The sequence below is a fragment of the Embleya sp. NPDC055664 genome, assembly GCF_053618075.1.
The window spans coordinates 1-19,305 of sequence record NZ_JBSHGZ010000015.1 but is presented as its reverse complement, the minus strand read 5'-3'; the positions used below and the strand labels follow the sequence as shown (position 1 = coordinate 19,305).

Below are 19,305 nucleotides of genomic sequence, written 5' to 3'. Positions count from 1 at the left end.
AACCCGTACCCGCCCCGGATGTATCGAAAGGCGCATTACGCGCCGAGCCGGTGAGCCGCCGGCAGGTGCTGCCTACGGTAACCGAAAAGCAAAATCGAAGACGTACGATCCGGTTATAGGACCATGTGTTCACACAATCGTCACGGCCCCGACCCACGTTGAGCCCGACTCCGTCGGGACGGCAGGATGGGGACATGACCCAGGTGATGTCCAAGGGAGCGAATACGGCCCTCCCCGCCCGGTCCGTGCGCGTGGTCCTCGAATGGCGGCCGGGAGCCGGTGTCCCGGACATGGACGCCTCGGCCCTGCTGCTCGGCGCGGACGACAAGGTGCGCGACGACCACGATTTCGTCTTCTACAACCAGCCCAGACACCCTTCCGGCACGGTCGTCCACGAGGGCAAGCACACCGCCCCCGAACGCTGCACCGACGGCGTCCGCGTGGACGTCGCCGCGCTCACCCCGGATGTCCGACACGTGATCGTGGCCGCGTCCGCCGACGGCGGCACGATCGGCGCGGTGCCCGGTCTGGTCCTTCGACTGTACGACGTCGACGGCGGAGGCGAGCTGCTCAACTTCCCGATCACCGGCGCGACCACCGAGACCGCGTTCGTGTTCGGCGAGATCTACCGGCGCGGCGACCAGTGGAAGTTCCGCGCGGTCGGCCAGGGCTACGCGAGCGGTCTCGCCGGTCTGGCCACCGACTACGGGATCAGCGTCGACGACGAACCGGCCCCCGCGAGCGCCCCGCCCGCCCCGGCTCCCGCGCCGCTGCCGCCGGTGCACCAGTCGCCGCCCACCGCACCGGCGCCGCCGCCGGCGCCGGTCTTCGGCAACCCCCCGGCGCCGCAGCCGCAGCCGACCTACCAGGACGCTGCGCCCACCGCCGTGCTGCCGCAGTACGACCGCGGCCCCGTGCCCGCCCCGCCCGCGCGACAGCAGCCCGCGCCGCCACAGGGCGTGCTGCCCGTGTCGGGCAACGCGCCGTACGGCGGCCCCTCGGTGCCGCCCCCGCCGCGCCACGACGGCCCGACGATCCCGCCGCCGCCGGCCCCGCACACGTTCGGCGGCCCGCCCCCGGGCTACCCGCAGACGCCCTCCGCCGGCGCGCCCGTACCGCCCCCGCCCGGCCCGGGCGGCACCCCGCCGCAGGGCTTCGCGCAGCCTCCCGGCACGCCCTCGCACGGCGTCGCGTTCCAGACCCCGCCGGGCGTGATGCACATGCCCCCGGGCGGCCCGCAGCTCCCGGCTCCCGGTCATTACACGCCCGCACACGGCGCCCCGCAGCCCCCGGGCCCGTACACGCCCTCCCACGGCGCTCCGCAGCCGCCCGGGCAGTACCAACCGGGCATGACCCCGCCGCAGGGCATGGGCATGCCCCCGCAGCCGCACCAGGGCACCCCGCCCCAGGGCCACGGCGGCCCGCCGCAGCTGCGCCGCCTGGACTCGCCGCCGCAGGGCCCGCAATTCCAGGGCTGACCCGCCCCACGCACGGGTGACCCGGTCCTTCGGCGGACCGGGTCACCCGCCGCACCGGATCACCGGTGCCCGCGGCTCACTTGTAGCCGCGCGCCCACAGCAGACCCCACCCGTACTCGCGGTCCAACTCGGCCTGATAGCCGTGCACGTAGCGGACCTCGCGGCGGACCACGATGTCGTCGCCGTGGTTCTCCACCACCGCCACCGCGCAGGTGTGCGCCTCGCGCGCGTGCTCGTCCAATCGCACCTCGATCGGCAGACCCGCGTTCGGGAACAGCGTGACCACGCCGTTGACCTGGTCGAACGCCGGAATGCCCTCGTAGATGTAGACGAAGATGAGCAGTCGGCGCACGTTGCGCGCCTGGTCGATGTTGATGAACAGCGTCTCGCCCGACGCCGACCCGGAGCGGTCGTCGGTGTCCAGGCGCACGTACGGCGGCTGGCTGAACTGCCCGTACAGGTTGCCGAGCGCCTGGACCACGCCCTTGGAGCCGTCGGACATCTCCCACATGCAGCCCAGGTCGAGGTCGATCTTCTGCGGCAGCGGCGGCGACTGCACGGCCAGCGGCCGGAACAGCCCGCCGCTGCGCTGCCGCGGCGGCGCCTGCTCGACCTGGGGGTTCCAGTGCAGGTTGACCCGCAGCGTGCCGGTCGCCGAGCCCGCCTGGGTCAGCGAGACCTCGGGCGTCGAGCGGGTCAGCGCGACCTTGTGCCCGCCGTGGTCCGGCTCGCGTTCGATCAATCCCCGACGCCAGTCGAAAAGCGGCATCAAGCCCTCCCCTGATCCCGAGCCCGCGTACGCGTGGTGGCGGCTTCAGTACACAACATAACCGGGCCGGAAAAAACCGGTACCGCGCCCGACGGATGCTCGGACGCGGTACCGGTCGTGCTCGCGGGACGTGCCGCCGGGTGGTTAGACGACCCCGGCCTTGGTCTTGGCCTCGCCGTTCTGCCCGGGGACGTGCCCGATGCGCTTGTTGCGGACGATCGAGGAGATCAGCGCGACGCCGATGAAGCCCACCCCGACCACACCGGTGATCACCTCGTGGATCTCCCACTTGATCGACGCCAGGAGGATGCCGGCGAGCGCGCCGATCGCGTACATCGCGCCGTGCTCCAGGTACACGTAGTCGTCCAGCGTGCCCTGGCGCACCAGGTAGACGGTGAGCGACCGGATGTACATCGCGCCGATGCCCAGACCCAGCGTGATCATCAGCAGGTCCTGGGTGATGGCGAACGCGCCGACCACACCGTCGAAGGAGAACGACGCGTCCAACACCTCGAGGTAGAGGAACATGAAGAACGCGGCCTTGCCGGCGGCCAGCTGCGCGGTGTTCGGGCCGCTGCGTGCGGCCTGGACCGCCCCGGCGCCCTCTTCCGCGTCCTCGTCCTCGTCCTCCTCGGCGTTGATCTCGCCGAGCGTGCCGTGCGATTCGAAGTAGTCGGAGAGCCCGCCGACGGCCAGGTACGCGATCAGGCCGAGCACGCCCGCCACCATGACCGTGCCCTCCTTGTGCGCGGGTGCGAGCGACTGCGCCACGACCACCAGGGTGACCAGCGCGATCAGGGTGGACAGCACGTCGAAGTTGCCGAGCTTGCCGGTGAACCGTTCCAGCGGGCCGACCCAGTGGTGCTCGCGCTCCTCGTCGAACATGAAGTCGAGGAAGATCATCAGCAGGAACAGCCCACCGAAGGCGGCGATCGCCGGGTGCGCCTCGTCCAGGTGATCGGCGTAGGTCATGCCGTCGATCATCTTGTTCTCGTGGAACGCGAGGTCGACCACATCCGTCGGGCTCATCCCCGCGGTGAGACTCACGATGAGCAGCGGGAAGACGAGACGCATGCCGAAGACGGCGATGAGAATGCCGACCGTCAGGAACATCTTCTGCCAGAAGGCATTCATCTTCTTGAGGATCGTGGCATTTACTACAGCGTTGTCGAAAGACAACGAGATCTCGAGGATCGACAGGATCAGCACGATGCCGAATCCGGTCGCTCCCCAGAAATAGGCGGCGACGGCGAGACCGACCGCCGTCACCGCGAACGACCAGCCGAACGTACGGATTACCACGGATGAGGTCCTTATCTACCTGGGATTGCAATCTCCGGGTGGGTCATCAGGAAGACCGGTCCTCGTCCCCCATCCGAGAGTCCTCGGAAAAGGCGTCAGGGCCGGCCCCACCGGGTGACCGACCCTGACACACCGTCAGCGCATACTCATTGCACGCTGACGCCGAAGTCGAGTGCGATCCCCCGCAGGCCCGAAGCGTACCCCTGCCCTACTGCGCGGAACTTCCACTCCCCCTGGTAACGGTAAAGTTCTCCAAAGATCATGGCAGTCTCGCTTGACGCATCCTCGGTCAGGTCGTAACGCGCCAGCTCGTTGTTGTCCGCCTGATTCACGATCCGAATGTAGGCGTTGCGGACCTGGCCGAAGGTCTGTCCGCGCATCTCCGCGTCGTAGATGGAGACCGGGAAAACCACCTTCTCGACCTGCTCCGGAACGGCCGTCAGGTCGACCAGGATCACCTCGTCGTCACCGTCGCCGTCGCCGGTGAGGTTGTCACCGGTGTGCTCGATCGACCCCTCGGGGCTCTTCAGGTTGTTGTAGAAAACGAAATAGTCGTCGCCGAGCACCTTGCCCGCCCCACCGCACAGCAGCGCACTCGCGTCCAGGTCGAACGAGGCGCCCGTGGTGGCGCGCGCGTCCCAGCCCAGACCCACCAGCACATTGGTGAGATTGGGTGCGGCCTTGCTCAGCGAGACGTTTCCGCCCTTGGCGAGGGTGACCCCCATCGAATCCTCCTGATCGTCGTACATTCGCGTTCAACCTTGCCATGCCCCCGACCCCCCGGGGCCCCCTTTTTGCACAGCTCTGGACGTGCACAGGGGCACATTTCGACAACCCTCGGCGCGGGCCCGACCGGTCCGGGACGACGAACGCCCGCCGACCGCGGTGAGCGGTCGGCGGGCGTCGATCATGTGTGCCCGGGTCAGACGTTGACCCCGAAGTCCTTGGCGATGCCGCGCAGGCCCGAGGCGTAGCCCTGGCCCACCGCGCGGAACTTCCACTCCGCGCCGTTGCGGTACAGCTCGCCGAACACCATCGCGGTCTCGGTCGACGCGTCCTCGGTGAGGTCGTACCGGGCGAGTTCCTTGTTGTCGGCCTGGTTCACGATGCGAATGAACGCGTTGCGGACCTGGCCGAAGCTCTGCTGCCGCGTCTCGGCGTCGTAGATCGAGACCGGGAAGACGATCCGCTCGACATCGGCGGGGACACCCGCGAGGTTGACCTTGATCGCCTCGTCGTCGCCCTCGCCCTCACCGGTGAGGTTGTCGCCGGTGTGCTCGACGGAGCCGTCCGGGCTCTTCAGGTTGTTGAAGAAGACGAAGTGCCCGTCCGACGGCGCCTGGCCGCTTCCGTTGAGCAGGATCGCGCTCGCGTCGAGGTCGAAGTCCGTGCCGGTGGTCGTACGCACGTCCCAACCCAGGCCGACGAGAACGGCGGTCAGGCCGGGAGCCTCCTTCGAGAGCGAGACGTTGCCGCCCTTGCTCAGGCTGACGCCCACGAGTCCTCCAAAAAGTTCATGGAGCAACGGGTGCCCCGGGGTTTTCGCCTACGACGTGACAACGCGCCGATCCTAGTCATGAGTTCCTGACCGGCGGGAGGTCTCGCCGCGGCATGGGTACCCGCCCCGGCCCGAGCTACGCGCGAACCGGCCGGCGAACCTCTCCTCACAGCGCCGCGAGCGCCCTGTGGTACTCCGTCCGGTCCCGCGCGTCGGGCATCGCGTTGACCACGCTCCAGCGGATCACGCCGCCCCGGTCGATCACGAAGCTCGCCCGCAACGCGCACCCCTTGTCCTCGGCGAAGACCCCGTACGCCCGAGCCGCGGCGCCATGCGGCCAGAAGTCCGAGAGCAGCGGAAACCCGTAGCCCTCCGCCTCGGCGAACACCCGCAGCGAGAACGGCGCGTCACAGGAGAGCGCGAGCACCTGCACATCGTCGTTCTGGAAGGCGGACAGCTCGTCGCGCAGCGCACCCAGCTCGGCCGTGCACACGCCGGTGAACGCGAACGGATAAAAAACGAGGAGCACGTTCTTCTCCCCCCGGAAGTCCGCGAGCCGCACGCCCTCACCGTGCTGGTTCCGCAGCTCGAAGTCGGGGGCCTCGCTACCGATCTCCACGGCCATCGTGCGCATCTCCTCGTCCCGGGCAACGTCCGCTTCGCGCCGGCGAGCCTAGCCGGATGGCGCACGGGAGCCGGCATGCGCGGGTGGGGGGTCGGCGTTCGGCGGTCGGGGGAGCGGGCAGTATGCGGGCATGTCCTCGATCGAGATCGTCAGCGGCCCGTGGGGCACCGCCTCCATGCCCGCCGAGGCGCAGCGCACGCGGGCCCTGGCCGCTTGGGACGCCTTCCGCGACCTGGCCGGCCGGGTCGACCTCGACGCGCCGTCCCGCCTGCCGGGCTGGGACGGGCGCGCCGTGATCACCCACCTCGCGTCCTGGCCCGAGGCCCCGCTGCTCGCCCGCCTGCTGGCCGAGGCGAGCGGCCGACGGGCCCCGGACGCGGCGCCGATGCACCAGGACGAGGTCAACGCGCGGCTGGTCCAGGCCCACCGCGACGCCGATCGGGAGGAACTGCTCGCCGCGCTCGACGACGGCCGGGCCCGACTGGTCGCCGCGTTCGACGCCACCACCGAGGACCCGTCCCTGGCCCTGGCCCGCACCGGCTCGCAGGTCGGCCCGGTCCCGCTGCTCACCCAGCTCGGCGCGATCGCCTACGAGCTGGCCGTACACGCGCTCGACCTGGCCCCCTGCGGCGCGGGCGAACCGCCCCCGGAACTGCTGGACGCCGGCGTTCTGGCCCTGGCCGACATCACCGGCGCGCTCGCCGCCCGGCACGGCGTCCGGGCCCGCGCCGGCCTGGCCGTGCCCGGAGGCGGCTGGGGCTTCGCCGCCCCCGGCGCGGCCAGCACCGGATGGGAGGTCTTCCCGCTCCCGCCCGGCCGGCCGAACCTGCCCGCCGTCGAGGCCCGCGCCGCCGCCCTGCTCCTGGACGCCTCCGCCGGCCGCCGCGCGGTCCCCACCCTCCTGGCCCGCCGGGACCTGAAACCGCACAACCTCCCGGGCCTGCTGTCTCTGGCCCCCCTGCTCGACCACGTCCCGGGCCTGCCCGGCGGCCCGGCCCTGCGCCTGACCGCCGCCGCGCTCGGCGGCGTCGGCCGCATGACGGCCCTGCTCCCCACCCTCACCCGAACCCGCCCCTGACCCGAAAGCGCCGGGACGACCCCGAACAGCCGAGACCCCGGTGCGGTGACCTTTGTCACCGCACCGGGGTCTCTTCGTCTGCTTACCGCAGTGGCGTCGAGTCACTTCTTGCCGCTGCGCACCGCCTTGGGCGACACCAGACGGGTCGCCGACCAGTCCTTGACGGCGCCGAAGCTCGTCGTGCGGGCCAATCCCGCCGTCGGCGCGGCTTCACCGATGTCCGAGGGTTCTACATATCCGTCCCGGCCGGTCTTCGGAGTCAGCAGCCAGATATGGCCGCCATCCGTGAGCGTGGCGAGGGCATCCACGAGGGTGTCGACGAGATCGCCGTCGTCCTCCCGGAACCACAGCAGGACGACGTCGGCAACGTCATCCTCGTAGTCCTCATCGACGAGTTCGTTTCCGGTGAGTTCCGCGATCTCCTCGCGCAGCTCCTCGTCCACGTCGTCGTCGTAACCGAGCTCCTGGACCACCTGTCCGGGCTGGAACCCAAGTCGAACGGCCGAGTTGGCCCGCTCTTCCGCGTGGTCCGCGGTCGCGCTCACGAATCAACCTCCCTTGTCCGGCCCCACAACGCTTCGGGGCTCACGCGCGTAAGTCCACACGCGCCAGGCTGTTCGCGCAAGTACCCAGGTCACGTACTCGCGCAAACGCCACACCCATGTAGTGCGGAAGCTACCCCCGCCGGGCATGGATCACGCAACGTATTCGAGGGTCCAGCCTGACAGACGAAAGCTCACCAGGTGCGCCGGGGCCGTCCCGCGGCCGGATCCGCGCCCCCGACCCGCTCGATCACCGCGTCGGCGCCGGGGATCACCAGACCGGTGTGCCCGTCCTCGAACCGCACCACGTACGGCGGCCCGCCGTCCGGGCCCCTGACCTCGATGATCTCCCCGAACCGATCGCCGCGGCCGACCGTCTTCCCGTGCACGTGGAGCCGGTCGCCAATTCGTGCCTGCATCAGCCCTGACCTCCCTGTCGAACGGGTGCGAAACCACTCACACCCTCCCAGGGAACTACGCCAGTGCGCTGTGCGTAAGACAGTCGGCGTAAGGTCTTGGAGGTTCACGGTTGCATCACCCCGCAATCGCGAACCGCCGCGTGGAGCGTCCGGTGACAGCCGGACGATCAGGGCAGCTCCGCTCCTGTCGCGGTAACCGAACACGGATCGGGCTCGGTACATGATCGGTGGATGAGACGCAGGCGGGCACCCCGCCGGTCCATTACCGGTCGGTAGAGATGACGGATCCGACGTCCGGGTACCACGATGGGGACGGCGCGACACCGCTCAGGGTGGTCGACCCCGCTCTCGCGGGGAGGGTCCCCATCTACCGATAAGGCGAAGGAACAGCGTGGCTTCCGGACGAGAGCGCTTCTCGATCATCAGCGACGGCCTCCCGAGCCAGCTCCCCGACATCGATCCGAACGAGACCGGGGAATGGCTGGAGTCGCTGGACGCAGTCATCAACGAGCAGGGCCGCCAGCGAGCCCGATACATCATGCTCAAGCTGCTCGAACGGGCCCGTGAACGTCAGGTCGGCGTGCCGGGCCTGCGGAGCACGGACTACATCAACACGATTGCCCCGGAGAGCGAGCCCTGGTTCCCCGGCGACGAGAACATCGAACGGCGCATCCGTGCGTTCGTCCGGTGGAACGCCGCGATCATGGTGTCGCGGGCCAACCGCCCCGGCCTGGGCGTCGGTGGTCACATCGCCACCTACGCGTCCTCGGCGAGCCTGTACGAGGTGGGCTTCAACCACTTCTTCCGCGGCAAGGACCACGGGGAGTCGGGCGACCAGATCTACTTCCAGGGACACGCGTCGCCGGGCATCTACGCACGTGCCTTCCTGGAAGGACGTCTGAGCGAGGCCCAGCTCGACGGCTTCCGGCAGGAGAAGTCGGCCGCGCCGAACGGGCTGCCCAGCTACCCGCACCCGCGGATGATGCCGGAGTTCTGGGAGTTCCCGACCGTCTCGATGGGCCTCGGCCCGCTCGGCGCGATCTACCAGGCCCGGTTCAACCGCTACCTGCACAACCGCAACATCAAGGACACCTCGCGCAGCCACGTCTGGGCCTTCCTCGGCGACGGCGAGATGGACGAGCCGGAGTCGCTCGGCAACATCGGCCTGGCCGCGCGCGAGGAGCTGGACAACCTCACCTTCGTGATCAACTGCAACCTGCAGCGACTCGACGGTCCGGTACGCGGCAACGGCAAGATCATCCAGGAGCTGGAGTCGTACTTCCGCGGCGCCGGCTGGAACGTGATCAAGGTCGTCTGGGGCCGCGACTGGGACCCGCTGCTGGCCCAGGACACCGACGGCGCGCTCGTGAACAAGATGAACACGACGCCCGACGGCCAGTTCCAGACCTACGCGGTGGAGTCCGGCGCCTACGTGCGCGAGCACTTCTTCGGCGACGACGCGCGGCTGCGCCGCATGGTGCAGGACCTGAGCGACGAGGACATCCAAAAGCTCGGCCGCGGCGGGCACGACTACCGCAAGGTCTACGCGGCCTTCAAGTCGGCACGTGAGCACGTCGGCCAGCCGACCGTGATCCTGGCGCAGACGGTGAAGGGGTGGACGCTCGGCCCGAACTTCGAGTCGCGCAACGCCACGCACCAGATGAAGAAGCTCACCAAGTCGGACCTGAAGGCGTTCCGCGACCGGCTCTACCTGCCGATCTCGGACGAGCAGCTCGAAGCCGACCTCCCCCCGTACTTCCACCCCGGTGAGAAGTCCGAGGAGATGGAGTACATGCGCGAGCGGCGCGCCGCGCTCGGTGGCTCGCTGCCGCAGCGGCTCGACCGGTCCAAGGCGCTCAAGCTGCCCGGCGACCCGGTCTACAGCGTGCTGAAGAAGGGCTCGAAGCAGCCGGTCGCCACGACGCAGGCGTTCGTACGCCTGCTCAAGGACCTGATGCGCGACCCGGAGATCGGCAAGCGCTTCGTGCCGATCGCGCCGGACGAGTACCGCACCTTCGGCATGGACGCGATGTTCCCGACCGCGAAGGTGTACAACCCGCACGGGCAGACCTACGACTCGGTCGACCGGGAACTGCTGCTGTCGTACAAGGAGTCGGCGCAGGGCCAGATGTTGCACGACGGCATCTCCGAGGCCGGTTGTGTGGCGTCGCTGATCGCCGCGGGCTCGACGTACTCGACGCACGGCGAGCAGATGATCCCCGTGTACGTCTTCTACTCGATGTTCGGGTTCCAGCGCACCGGCGACCAGTTCTGGCAGATGGCCGACCAGCTCAGCCGCGGCTTCGTGCTCGGCGCCACCGCCGGTCGCACCACGCTGACCGGCGAGGGCACCCAGCACGCGGACGGGCACTCGCAGCTGCTGGCCTCGACCAACCCGGCCTGTGTGGCGTACGACCCGGCCTTCTCGTACGAGATCGCGCACATCGTCAAGGACGGTCTGCGGCGGATGTACGGCGAGAACGCCGAGGACGTCTTCTACTACATGACGGTCTACAACGAGCCCATCGCGCAGCCGGCGGAGCCCGCGAACGTCGACGTGGACGGCATCCTCAAGGGCCTGTACCTCTACCAGGACGGCCCCGCCAAGGAGGGCGCGCTGCGTGCCCAGATCCTCGCCTCCGGTGTCGGCATGCCGTGGGCGCTGGAGGCGCAGAAGCTGCTCGCCCAGGACTGGAACGTGGTCGCCGACGTCTGGTCGGTCACGTCCTGGAACGAGCTGCGGCGCGACGCGGTCGCGGCGGAGGAGCACAACCTGCTCCACCCCGAGGCCGAGCCGCACATCCCGTACGTGACCCGCGTACTCGACGGCCGGCCCGGCCCGGTGGTGGCGGTCAGCGACTGGATGCGGGCCGTCCCGGACCAGATCTCGCGCTGGGTCCCGGCCGACTTCGCGTCGCTGGGCACCGACGGTTTCGGCTTCGCCGACACCCGCGGCGCGGCCCGGCGCTTCTTCCACGTGGACACCGAGTCCGTCGTGGTGGGCGTGCTGTCGGAGCTGTCCCGCCGGGGCGAGATCGACCCGGGCGTGGTGGCCAAGGCCATCGCGCAGTACCAGCTCCTGGACGTCAAGGCGGCCGGAGTGGGCACGGTCGGCGGCGACGCCTGACCCGCCGGTGACCTGCCGATAGTCCGGCCGAGGCCCCGATCCGTGCGCGGATCGGGGCCTCGGCCGTTATTTCCCGCTCCTTCGGGATCACCCCGGTCTAGACTTTCCGGGCCGGCCGCGGGACTTCGGTTTGCGACTTTCGGAATCGCCTCTTAAGCGTCACTTCGCTGTTCGCTCCTCCATTCCCCGGCCGGCATCCACTTTTCGTCGGGCCGAGGGGATGCGTGGTGGACCGCCGGGACCTGGTCGCGTGCGAGGACGTGGTGATGTTCGTCAACGCGGCGGTGACCTCCACCGGGCAGCGCGAGTTCCGTGACGACGCGACCGCACAGCGGTTGTCGGTGGAGTTCCTGCACGAATACATCCTGGGCAACTATCGCGAGCTCTACGCCGCGTCCCTGGCCTTGGACATCAACGACTTCAACGCCGCGCTGATCGTCCGCAACCTGCTGGTGAGCAGCCGCGACCTGACCCCCGAGGTGCGCCGCCGCGAGGGCGAACTGATCGCCCGCCGGCTGGAACTGATGGCCCCTCAGCGGGTCTGGCGGCTGTTTCGCGAGCTGGCCCGACGCGGCGTCAACAACCGGCGCACCCGGGCGATCATGCGCGACTGGACCGCGCAGCGCCGCGATCCGGTCTTCGACGCGGTGAAGTACCGCACCGGGGTGAAGGCGACGATGCGGCACGCGCATCTGGAAGTGCCCGCCGAGACCGGGACGTTCCTGTTCAGCTCGCCCCGGAAGGTGTCGGTGTTCGGCACGCCGCTGTTCGAGACGTGGCGACAGGCGCACTACGCGCAGCGCGCGCTCTACGACCTGCCGTACAGCGTGGCCGAGGGGCTGGCCTCGATGCACGGCATCAAGCGGGCCACCTTCCTGGAGAAGATCGCCCCGCAGTTGACCCGCCTGGAGCGCCTGCGCCTGCAGGACGCGGCCGAGCGGACCGGGGTGGCGGCGGTCCGGGCCGATCTCACCACGATGCCGCTGACCCGGCTCGCGTCGTACGTACTGTCCTTGTCGCAGGCCGAACGGGCGGCCCGGCACGACGAGTTGCGGCACGCAATGACCGTCTCCGCACGCCGCGTGGCGGGCCCCGCGGCGGGCACCTGGGGGCGGGTGGTCGCGGTGCTCGACGACAGTTTCTCGTCGTTCGGTTCGACCGCGAAGCGGCAGCGTCCGCTGGCCGTGGCGCTCGCGTGTCGGTTCCTGCTCAAGGCGCTGGCCGGGGAGTTCACCGGGTTGTGGACCTCGGGCACGCACGATCCGCTGCTGGTACGGCCGAGCGGGCCGACGCCGCTGGGCGAGCGCTTGATCGACGCACTGGAACTGGCCCCGGACCGGCTGATCGTGGTCTCGGACGGCTGGGACAACAGCCCGCCGGGGCTGGCCGCCGAGGTGTTGCGGGTGTGGCGCGAGCGGTTGGATCCGACGGGGGCGACCGCGGTGGTGCATCTGAACCCGGTGTACGACGCGGAGGGCTTCGACGTGAAGCGGTTGTCGGCGAGTGTGCCGACGGTGGGGGTGCGCGACGCCGAGGACGTGCCGGCGCTGGTGGAGTTGGCCCGGTTCGCCGAGGGGCGGGCCGGGTTCGCCGAGCTGCGCCGCTACCTGGCGGATCGTCAGGACCGGTTCCGGTCCCGGAAGGCGGCGGCGTGAACGGCGGTTTCGCGGCCACCGGGCTGATCGCCCGGCCCGCGCAGGTGTGGGGCGCGGTGCGACTGGTGCCGCTGGTGCGCGAGGAGCCGCTGGTCGGCCTGCGGCTGGACCGGCGGGTCTACGAGGTCGGTGATCCCTCGATCGTGGAGGTCGGCGACGGCACCTACTACCACTCCTTCATTCCGCACGCCTTCGTCGCGTCGTGGGATCCCGACGGGGATCGAACGGCGGCGTTCGGTACTCAGCTCCAGGAGCGCCCAATCACGCCGCGCAACGCGCGGATGAAGATGCCGGGCCGGCGCGCGCTGCGCCGGATGGCCCGCGGCGTGAACAACGATCGGCTGCGTTTCCTGCCGATGCACCTGGCCATGGAGGGGTATCTCGCGCTGCACTTCGGCGGGCCCTCGATCGTGTGGGAGGAGTGGACCGATCGGGCCGTCCGCGAGGGTTTGTCGCCGCGGATGGAGGAGGCGTATTGCGGATACGCGGTGCGCGGTCTGGCCGACGCGCTCAAGGTGTTCGAGATCCATCGGGACCAGTGCGGGGTCGCGCTCTACGTCGCGGACACGCTCGCGAGCGTGTTCGTGGTGCCGCATCCGTCCGACTACCGGGCCCTGCACGCGACGCTGCTCGAAGACCTGTACGGCGAGGTGCTGTTCCACTACGCGAACTACGTCGAAGCGGTGCCGGACTTCGTGGTGGAGATCGAGGCCGCGCGGGTGTCCTCGCTCGCCGACCTGCGCCGGGCGGCGGCGGGGCAGGCCGGGGCCTGGGAGCGGTTCCACCAGCTGATGTTGTCCGGCCTCACCGGCGAGGGCGCCTACACGAGCGAGTCGGTGTACCGGCTGGGGCCGTTCGAGCTGTCCCGCTTCCTGCCCTCGTTTCGGCTCGACGAGGAGAACCACATCGGCGAGCGGATCGTGCACCGGGACGGGCGGCTCGCCTACTGCAAGACGTTTCGGCTGTCCGCGGCGCAGGTCCGTCGGGGCCACCTGCTCTCCACGCTGCACGCGCACGACTGGGCCCTGGACGCGGCGGCGACCGCCCTGCACACCACGCCGTCGGCGCTGGCCCGGCGAATCCGCGAGTCCGGATTCGAGGGCCTGCTGCGGCAGCACGTGGTGGAGCGCCTGGAGCGTGAGGGCCGCCGCTGAGGCCGCCCCGTGCGGGGCGGCCTCGGGGACGGCTCAGTCGCGGTCGTTGAAGGTGCCCGTCATGTCCGGGTAGCGCCCACCGGTGACCTGTCCGGCGATCGGTTCGAGCGCGGCCAGTTCGGCGTCGGTCAAAACCAGGTCGACCGCCGCCACGTTCTCCTCCAGGCGGTGCCGCTTGGTGGTCCCGGGGATCGGCACCACCGACAGACCCCAGGCCCGGGTGCGCGACTGCACCCAGGCAAGCGCTACCTGCGCGGGGGTGACTCCGTGTGCCTCGGCGATGGTCCGCAGCGGCGCCAGGATCGCCGCGTTCGCCGCGGCGTTGTCGCCGGTGAAGCGCGGCTGGAACCGGCGGAAGTCGCCCTCGGGCAGCGTCTCGGCGCTGGCCCAGGCGCCGGTGAGGAAGCCCCGGCCGAGCGGCGAGTAGGCCACCAGGGCGGCGCCGACCTCACGCACGGCGGGCACCACGCTCTCCTCGATGTCGCGGGTGAACAGGCTCCACTCCGACTGCACGGCGGCGATCGGGTGCACGGCCGCCGCCGCGTGCAGTTCCTTCGCGGTCACCTCGGACAGGCCCAGGTGCCGGACCTTGCCCTCGCGCACCAGTTCCGCCATCGCGCCGACCGTCTCCTCGATCGGCACCCGGACGTCGCGGCGGTGCATGTAGTACAGGTCGATCACATCGGTGCGCAGCCGGCGCAGGCTGGCCTCGGCGGCCTGCTTGACGTAGGCCGCGTCGCCGCGGATCTCCCGCGCGCCGTCGGCGGTGTAGCTGATCGCGAACTTGGTGGCCAGGGTGACCCGGGCACGCCGGTCGCCCTCCGCCAGGAAGGCCCCGAGCAGTTCCTCGTTGGTGTGCGGGCCGTAGACGTCGGAGGTGTCGAACAGGTCGACTCCCAGGTCGAGGGCCCGCTCCAGGGTGGCCACCGACTCGTCGTGCTCGGCGCCCGCGTAGAAGGCGCTCATGCCCATGCAGCCCAGGCCCTGGGGGAAGATCTCCGGTCCGTGCTCACCCAGCTTGAGAGTGCTCATCGTCGTTGCTCGCCTCCGCGTCCGCGTACATCTCGATCTTGTGGTCGATGACGAGCAGGCAACTCTGGAGATCGCTGATGCGGTTGCGGACCTCCTCGCGGTGCTCCGCCAACAGCTCTCGGCGCGCGCGCCGGGTGTGATCGCCCTGGCGGACCAGCTCCGCGTACCGGAGCATGTCCGCCACCGGCATCCCGGTCAGGCGCATCTTGCCGACGAACTCCAGCCAGTCGAGATCGTGGTCGCTGTAGCGACGACGACTCCCCTGCCCGTTACCGTCCCCTCCCGTCCGGGGGCGCTGGCGGCTGACATGCCGCATCAGGCCGATCCGCTCGTACCAGCGCAGCGTGTGCGCGGTCAGACCGGTGCGTTCGGCCACCTCGCCGATCGAGTACTTGCCGACCTCGTAGTCCGCGGACGGCCGGGTCTGCTGTACCGACATCGAGAAGCCTCCGGTGGGAGGCCCGCCCCGGTGGGACGGGCATGACGGGAACGCTACGGAGTTCGAGCGCACTCCAAGCAAGCACCCGGTCTCACGGGTCGGTCAAGTCGGAAGCGGCGCCGGACCGCGTGGGCGAGGGCGGCAAACCACCCCCAATCACCGAGGGTGAACGAGGGCGTTGATATCGTTCGCGCGTCGGCGACCGGTTTGTCGCCGACGGCGTCGAACGCAGCGAAGTCCGGTGTGATCCCGGCGCTGTCCCGCAACCGTGATGGCCCATCCCGCTCCCGGGGTGGCGGCCGAGCCGGGTCGCCTCGTCCGCGCCGACGACATCGGCCTCGCAGGAGGGGCGATCCGTCCCCACGGGTCCCGACGCCTGCCGCGTCCCGTGGACCTGGAGTTTCCGTTGAGATCCGTACCCCTGCTGCGTTCCGCCGCCGTGCTGTTGTTCGGCACGCTCGTCCTCACCGGGTGCGGTGACTCGGACGACTCGAAGGACGACAAGTCCAAGGGCACGCCCGCGGCGTCCGGCGCCGGCACCGGGTCGGGCCCCGACGCCAAGGCGTTCCCCGCGACGGTGGACTCGGGGGGCGCCAAGGTCACCATCCCCGCCGCGCCGAAGAAGATCGTCTCGCTCGCGCCCACCGCGACCGAGATGTTGTACGCGATCGGCGCGGGCGGCCAGGTCACCGCGGTCGACGACCAGTCGAACTTCCCGGCGAACGCGCCCAAGACCAAGCTGTCCGGCTTCAAGCCGAACGTCGAGGCGATCAGCAACTACACGCCCGACCTGGTGGTGACCACCGACGACACCGACGGCGTGGTCGCGGCACTGAACAAGTTGAAGATCCCGGTGGTGCTGACGCCCGCCGCGAAGACCTTCGAGGACTCCTACGCGCAGCTGAACACGCTGGGCGTGGCCACCGGCCACAGCCGCGAGGCGGGCGAGGTGGCGACGAAGATGAAGGCCGACATCGCGGCCGTCGTCGCCGCGACGCCCAAGCCGGCGAAGCCGCTGACCTACTTCCACGAGCTGGACAACACGCTGTTCACCTCGACCTCCAAGACCTTCATCGGTCAGGTGTACGCGCAGTTCGGTCTGAAGAACATCGCCGACGAGGCGGACAGGAGCGGTTCGGGCTACCCGCAGCTGTCCGCCGAGGCCCTGGTGCAGTCGGACCCCGACCTGATCTTCCTCGCCGACAGCAAGGGCGGCGGCCAAAGCGCCGAGACGGTGGCCAAGCGCCCGGGCTGGGACCGGCTGGGGGCCGTGCGCAACGGCGGTGTGGTCGCGCTCGACGACGACATCGCCTCGCGCTGGGGTCCGCGTGTGGTGGACCTGGTCCGGGCCGTGGCGGACGCGGTCACCAAGGCCGGTGCGGCGAAGGGCTGACGGCCCGCCCATGCGGGACCTTGCGGCGACCCGACGCCGGCCGGCACTGCTGCCCCTGCTCTGCGCGGGCGCCGCGCTGGTCGGCGCGGTCGTCCTCGGTCTGATCGTGGGCGCGGCCGACCTGCCCGCGCGCGGGGTGGTGCTCGCGCTGCTCGACGAGTTGCCGCTCGTGCACGTCGACCACGGGCTGTCCCCGGTGCAGCACGCCGTGCTGATGGACCTGCGCCTGCCGCGCGTGCTGGCCGCGGTGACCGTGGGCGGGCTGCTCGCCCTGGCCGGGGCCGGGTATCAGGGCGTCTTCCGCAATCCGCTGGCCGACCCGTACCTGCTCGGCGCCGCCTCCGGCGCGGGGCTGGGCGCGACGCTGGTGATCGTGTACGCGCACGGGGACAGCGTGGGCGGCGTGCCGGTGGTGCCGCTGGCCTCCTTCGTCGGGGCGATGGGCGGGGTGCTGCTCGCGTATGCCATCGGCGCCACTGCGAACCGCTCCGGCGGCACCGCGAACCTGGTCCTGGCGGGGGTGGCGGTCGCCCAGTTCCTGGCCGCCGCGCAGACCTACGTGCAGTCCGCCAACACCGACGAGCTGCGCCGGATCTACTCGTGGATCTTCGGCCGGTTGTCCGGGATCGGCTGGGCCGATCTGCGTATGGTCCTGCCGTACGCGCTGCTCAGCACGGTGGTGCTGATCCTGCACGGCCGCCTTTTGGACGTGATGTCGGTGGGCGACGAGGAGGCCGCGGGCCTGGGCGTGCGGGCCGGCCGGGTCCGGCTCGTGGTGCTGCTCGCTGCGTCGCTGGCCACCGCGTCGGCCGTCGCGATCAGCGGCCTGATCGGCTTCGTCGGCATCGTCGTGCCGCACCTCGTGCGCCGCTTCGTCGGTGGCAGCTACCGGCGGGTGTTGCCGATGTCGCTGCTGTGCGGGGCCACGTTCCTGGTCCTGACCGACGTGCTCGCCCGCACCCTGACCGCGCCCGGCGAACTGCCGATCGGCGTGGTCACCGCGTTCGTCGGCGCGCCGTTCTTCGTCCTCGTGCTGCGCGGCACCCGGAAGGTGGACGTGTGAGCGCGCGCCTGTCGCTGCGCGAGGCCGGGGTCGACCGGGACGGGGTCCCGGTGTTGCGCGACGTGCGCGCCGACGTCGAGCCCGGCGAATGGGTGGCGGTGATCGGCCCCAACGGCGCCGGCAAGTCCACCCTCCTGAAAGCGGTCGCCGGCCTGCTCCCCCACATGGGCGAGATCACCGTGGCGGGCCGCCCGGTCCGCGGCCTCTCCGCCCGCGAGCTGGCCCGAACCATCGCCTACACGGCCCAGAACCCGGTCGTGCCCGACCAGATGCCCGTCCACGAGTACGTCCTCCTCGGCCGCACCCCCCACCTGGGCTACCTGGCCCGCCCGGGCCGCCGTGACCGCGCCATCGCGAGCGAGGTGATCGACCGCCTCGACCTGGGCCGATTCGCCGACCGCGACGTGGGCCGGCTCTCCGGCGGCGAACGGCAGCGGGTGGTGCTGGCCCGCGCGCTGGCCCAGCAGGCGCCGGTGCTGCTCCTGGACGAGCCGACCACCGCCCTCGACCTGGGCCACCAGCAGCAGGTCCTGGAACTGGTCGACACGCTGCGGATCACCGACGGCCTGACCGTCCTGACCACCCTGCACGACCTGGGTGTGGCCGCCCAGTACGCGGACCGCCTGTTGATGCTGGTCGGCGGTCGGGCGGTCTCCTCCGGCCCGGCCGCCGACGTACTCACCCCCGACACGATCGCCGAGCACTACCAGGCGACCGTCACCGTCGACCGGGGCCCGGACGGCCGCCCCCGGGTCCACCCGGTCCGCCCCCGCCGGCCGGCCCGAGACACCGCCGAGGAGGCCCCGTGACCACACCGCCGCGCCCGCGCCGGACCCCGTCCGCCCTGCTCACCCCGGAGCAGCCCGTCCGCGACGAGGACGGCACCCGTCGCCCGGCCCTGCTCTGGCGCGCCGGTCCGCACCGGATGATCTCCTCCGCCCTGCTCGGCGGCGGGATCGGCGAACGCGCGTGGGTGCTCAACCTCCAGGTCCGCCCGGGCTACGACCGCATGGACCCGGCCGCCCACCTGGCCGCGGTAGCCGCCTCGCTCGGCCTGACCGGCCCCGGTGTCGGCCTGATGACCGCCGCCGACGTCACCGCGTGGACCCGCGGCGCGGACGAGGGCGTCGAGGCCCTGGCCACCACCGGAATCGGCATACCCACGTGGGCCGCCGCCCCCGGCCCGGGCCGGCCGGGCACCCCGCCCCCCGGCACGATCAACATCATCGCCGCGATCCCGGTCCCCCTGTCCGACGCGGCCCTGGTCAACGCGATCGCCACGGCCACCGAGGCCAAGGTCCAAGCCCTCCTCGAAGCGGGCCACCAATGCACCGGCACCCCATCCGACGCGATCTGCATAGCCGCCGCGATCCCCCACCCGAACACCCCGGTCGAGCCCTTCGCCGGCCCCCGCTCCACCTGGGGCGCCCGCCTGGCCCGAGCCGTCCACACCGCGGTCCTCACCGGCGCCCACAACGACCGATCCCGCCGCACCACCATCCACGCCCCCAGATGATCGCGCCCCGCTCCCCGAAGCATCCGGGCCTTCGGCCCACCACCCCCACGCCCCGGCCCACCCACCGCCGCTCCCCCCCAAGGCGGGTCAGCGCCCACGACTCGGGCCGACCCTGGAGATCGACGCGCGAAGCGCGGAGAGCGGCGGAGCCGCAGAACTTGGGCCGGGTGGCCCGGAGCGAAGCGGAGGGACACCCGGCCCCGAGCGAGGGGCCG

The 19,305-nt window shown here is 70.9% G+C and carries 18 protein-coding genes; 9 read left to right on the top strand and 9 right to left on the bottom strand.

All coding sequences use genetic code 11. From position 1 onward, the window contains the following. Positions 1 to 194 precede the first annotated feature (194 nt). Complete coding sequence (locus ACWGR4_RS23905; RefSeq protein ID WP_452129034.1) at positions 195 to 1,478, top strand: TerD family protein; 1,284 nt, start codon at positions 195 to 197, stop codon at positions 1,476 to 1,478. 76 nt (positions 1,479 to 1,554) lie between these two features. On the opposite strand, the gene ACWGR4_RS23900 is transcribed toward ACWGR4_RS23905, so the two are convergent. The 5 genes from ACWGR4_RS23900 to ACWGR4_RS23880 all read right to left on the bottom strand — a co-directional run bounded on the left by ACWGR4_RS23900 (position 1,555) and on the right by ACWGR4_RS23880 (position 5,672). Next, positions 1,555 to 2,247: a Tellurium resistance gene (locus ACWGR4_RS23900; protein ID WP_078975205.1), complete on the bottom strand. Its 693-nt coding sequence runs from the start codon at positions 2,245 to 2,247 to the stop codon at positions 1,555 to 1,557. A 144-nt stretch (positions 2,248 to 2,391) separates the two neighbouring features. Beyond that, on the bottom strand, positions 2,392 to 3,549 hold the full coding sequence (locus ACWGR4_RS23895; RefSeq protein WP_379995366.1) for a DUF475 domain-containing protein: 1,158 nt from the start codon (positions 3,547 to 3,549) through the stop codon (positions 2,392 to 2,394). A 146-nt stretch (positions 3,550 to 3,695) separates the two neighbouring features. Continuing rightward, a complete protein-coding gene (locus ACWGR4_RS23890) occupies positions 3,696 to 4,274 on the bottom strand; it encodes a TerD family protein (protein ID WP_126642955.1) in 579 nt (192 codons plus the stop codon). A 197-nt stretch (positions 4,275 to 4,471) separates the two neighbouring features. Then, positions 4,472 to 5,047, bottom strand: coding sequence for a TerD family protein (locus tag ACWGR4_RS23885; RefSeq protein ID WP_126642884.1), 576 nt, complete (start codon positions 5,045 to 5,047; stop codon positions 4,472 to 4,474). Positions 5,048 to 5,213: 166 nt separating this feature from the next. Then, positions 5,214 to 5,672 (bottom strand): peroxiredoxin, encoded by a 459-nt coding sequence (locus tag ACWGR4_RS23880; RefSeq protein ID WP_395788147.1) that lies wholly within the window; start codon positions 5,670 to 5,672, stop codon positions 5,214 to 5,216. 130 nt (positions 5,673 to 5,802) lie between these two features. Here ACWGR4_RS23880 and ACWGR4_RS23875 point away from each other — a divergent pair, with 130 nt between their 5' ends. Continuing rightward, the gene (locus ACWGR4_RS23875) at positions 5,803 to 6,750 is read left to right on the top strand and encodes a maleylpyruvate isomerase N-terminal domain-containing protein (protein WP_452134128.1); all 948 of its coding nucleotides are present in this window, start codon (positions 5,803 to 5,805) and stop codon (positions 6,748 to 6,750) included. Between the two features lie 101 nt (positions 6,751 to 6,851). Here ACWGR4_RS23875 and ACWGR4_RS23870 read toward each other — a convergent pair whose 3' ends face one another. Next, positions 6,852 to 7,295 (bottom strand): DUF3052 domain-containing protein, encoded by a 444-nt coding sequence (locus ACWGR4_RS23870; protein WP_379995360.1) that lies wholly within the window; start codon positions 7,293 to 7,295, stop codon positions 6,852 to 6,854. Positions 7,296 to 7,486: 191 nt separating this feature from the next. After that, entirely contained in the window at positions 7,487 to 7,711 is a 225-nt protein-coding gene (locus ACWGR4_RS23865; protein ID WP_379995357.1) for a DUF1918 domain-containing protein, read from the bottom strand. 391 nt (positions 7,712 to 8,102) lie between these two features. Between ACWGR4_RS23865 and aceE the strand changes: the two genes are divergently transcribed. From aceE to ACWGR4_RS23850, 3 genes are all read left to right on the top strand, one after another. Then, on the top strand, positions 8,103 to 10,838 hold the full coding sequence (gene aceE / locus ACWGR4_RS23860) for a pyruvate dehydrogenase (acetyl-transferring), homodimeric type (RefSeq protein ID WP_379995354.1): 2,736 nt from the start codon (positions 8,103 to 8,105) through the stop codon (positions 10,836 to 10,838). Positions 10,839 to 11,062: 224 nt separating this feature from the next. Continuing rightward, the gene (locus ACWGR4_RS23855; RefSeq protein ID WP_452133724.1) at positions 11,063 to 12,493 is read left to right on the top strand and encodes a hypothetical protein; all 1,431 of its coding nucleotides are present in this window, start codon (positions 11,063 to 11,065) and stop codon (positions 12,491 to 12,493) included. Continuing rightward, the gene (locus tag ACWGR4_RS23850; RefSeq protein ID WP_452133723.1) at positions 12,490 to 13,647 is read left to right on the top strand and encodes an ARPP-2 domain-containing protein; all 1,158 of its coding nucleotides are present in this window, start codon (positions 12,490 to 12,492) and stop codon (positions 13,645 to 13,647) included. The genes ACWGR4_RS23855 and ACWGR4_RS23850 overlap by 4 nt, the downstream gene beginning before the upstream one ends. A gap of 33 nt (positions 13,648 to 13,680) precedes the next feature. Here ACWGR4_RS23850 and ACWGR4_RS23845 read toward each other — a convergent pair whose 3' ends face one another. Both ACWGR4_RS23845 and ACWGR4_RS23840 read right to left on the bottom strand, forming a co-directional pair. Next, positions 13,681 to 14,679: an aldo/keto reductase gene (locus ACWGR4_RS23845; protein ID WP_379995345.1), complete on the bottom strand. Its 999-nt coding sequence runs from the start codon at positions 14,677 to 14,679 to the stop codon at positions 13,681 to 13,683. Beyond that, a complete protein-coding gene (locus tag ACWGR4_RS23840; RefSeq protein ID WP_379995343.1) occupies positions 14,657 to 15,118 on the bottom strand; it encodes a MerR family transcriptional regulator in 462 nt (153 codons plus the stop codon). Before ACWGR4_RS23840 ends, ACWGR4_RS23845 begins: the two co-directional genes overlap by 23 nt. Before the next feature lie 406 nt (positions 15,119 to 15,524). Between ACWGR4_RS23840 and ACWGR4_RS23835 the strand changes: the two genes are divergently transcribed. From ACWGR4_RS23835 to ACWGR4_RS23820, 4 genes are read left to right on the top strand one after another with little or no spacing between them, the layout of a single operon-like run. After that, a complete protein-coding gene (locus tag ACWGR4_RS23835) occupies positions 15,525 to 16,511 on the top strand; it encodes an ABC transporter substrate-binding protein (RefSeq protein WP_452133722.1) in 987 nt (328 codons plus the stop codon). 10 nt (positions 16,512 to 16,521) lie between these two features. After that, entirely contained in the window at positions 16,522 to 17,574 is a 1,053-nt protein-coding gene (locus ACWGR4_RS23830; RefSeq protein ID WP_379995339.1) for a FecCD family ABC transporter permease, read from the top strand. Then, on the top strand, positions 17,571 to 18,383 hold the full coding sequence (locus ACWGR4_RS23825) for an ABC transporter ATP-binding protein (protein WP_379995337.1): 813 nt from the start codon (positions 17,571 to 17,573) through the stop codon (positions 18,381 to 18,383). Before ACWGR4_RS23830 ends, ACWGR4_RS23825 begins: the two co-directional genes overlap by 4 nt. Then, positions 18,380 to 19,090 carry an adenosylcobinamide amidohydrolase gene (locus tag ACWGR4_RS23820; RefSeq protein WP_452133721.1) on the top strand — a complete coding sequence of 237 codons (711 nt, stop codon included), beginning with the start codon at positions 18,380 to 18,382 and terminating at the stop codon, positions 19,088 to 19,090. The genes ACWGR4_RS23825 and ACWGR4_RS23820 overlap by 4 nt, the downstream gene beginning before the upstream one ends. Positions 19,091 to 19,305: the final 215 nt, after the last annotated feature.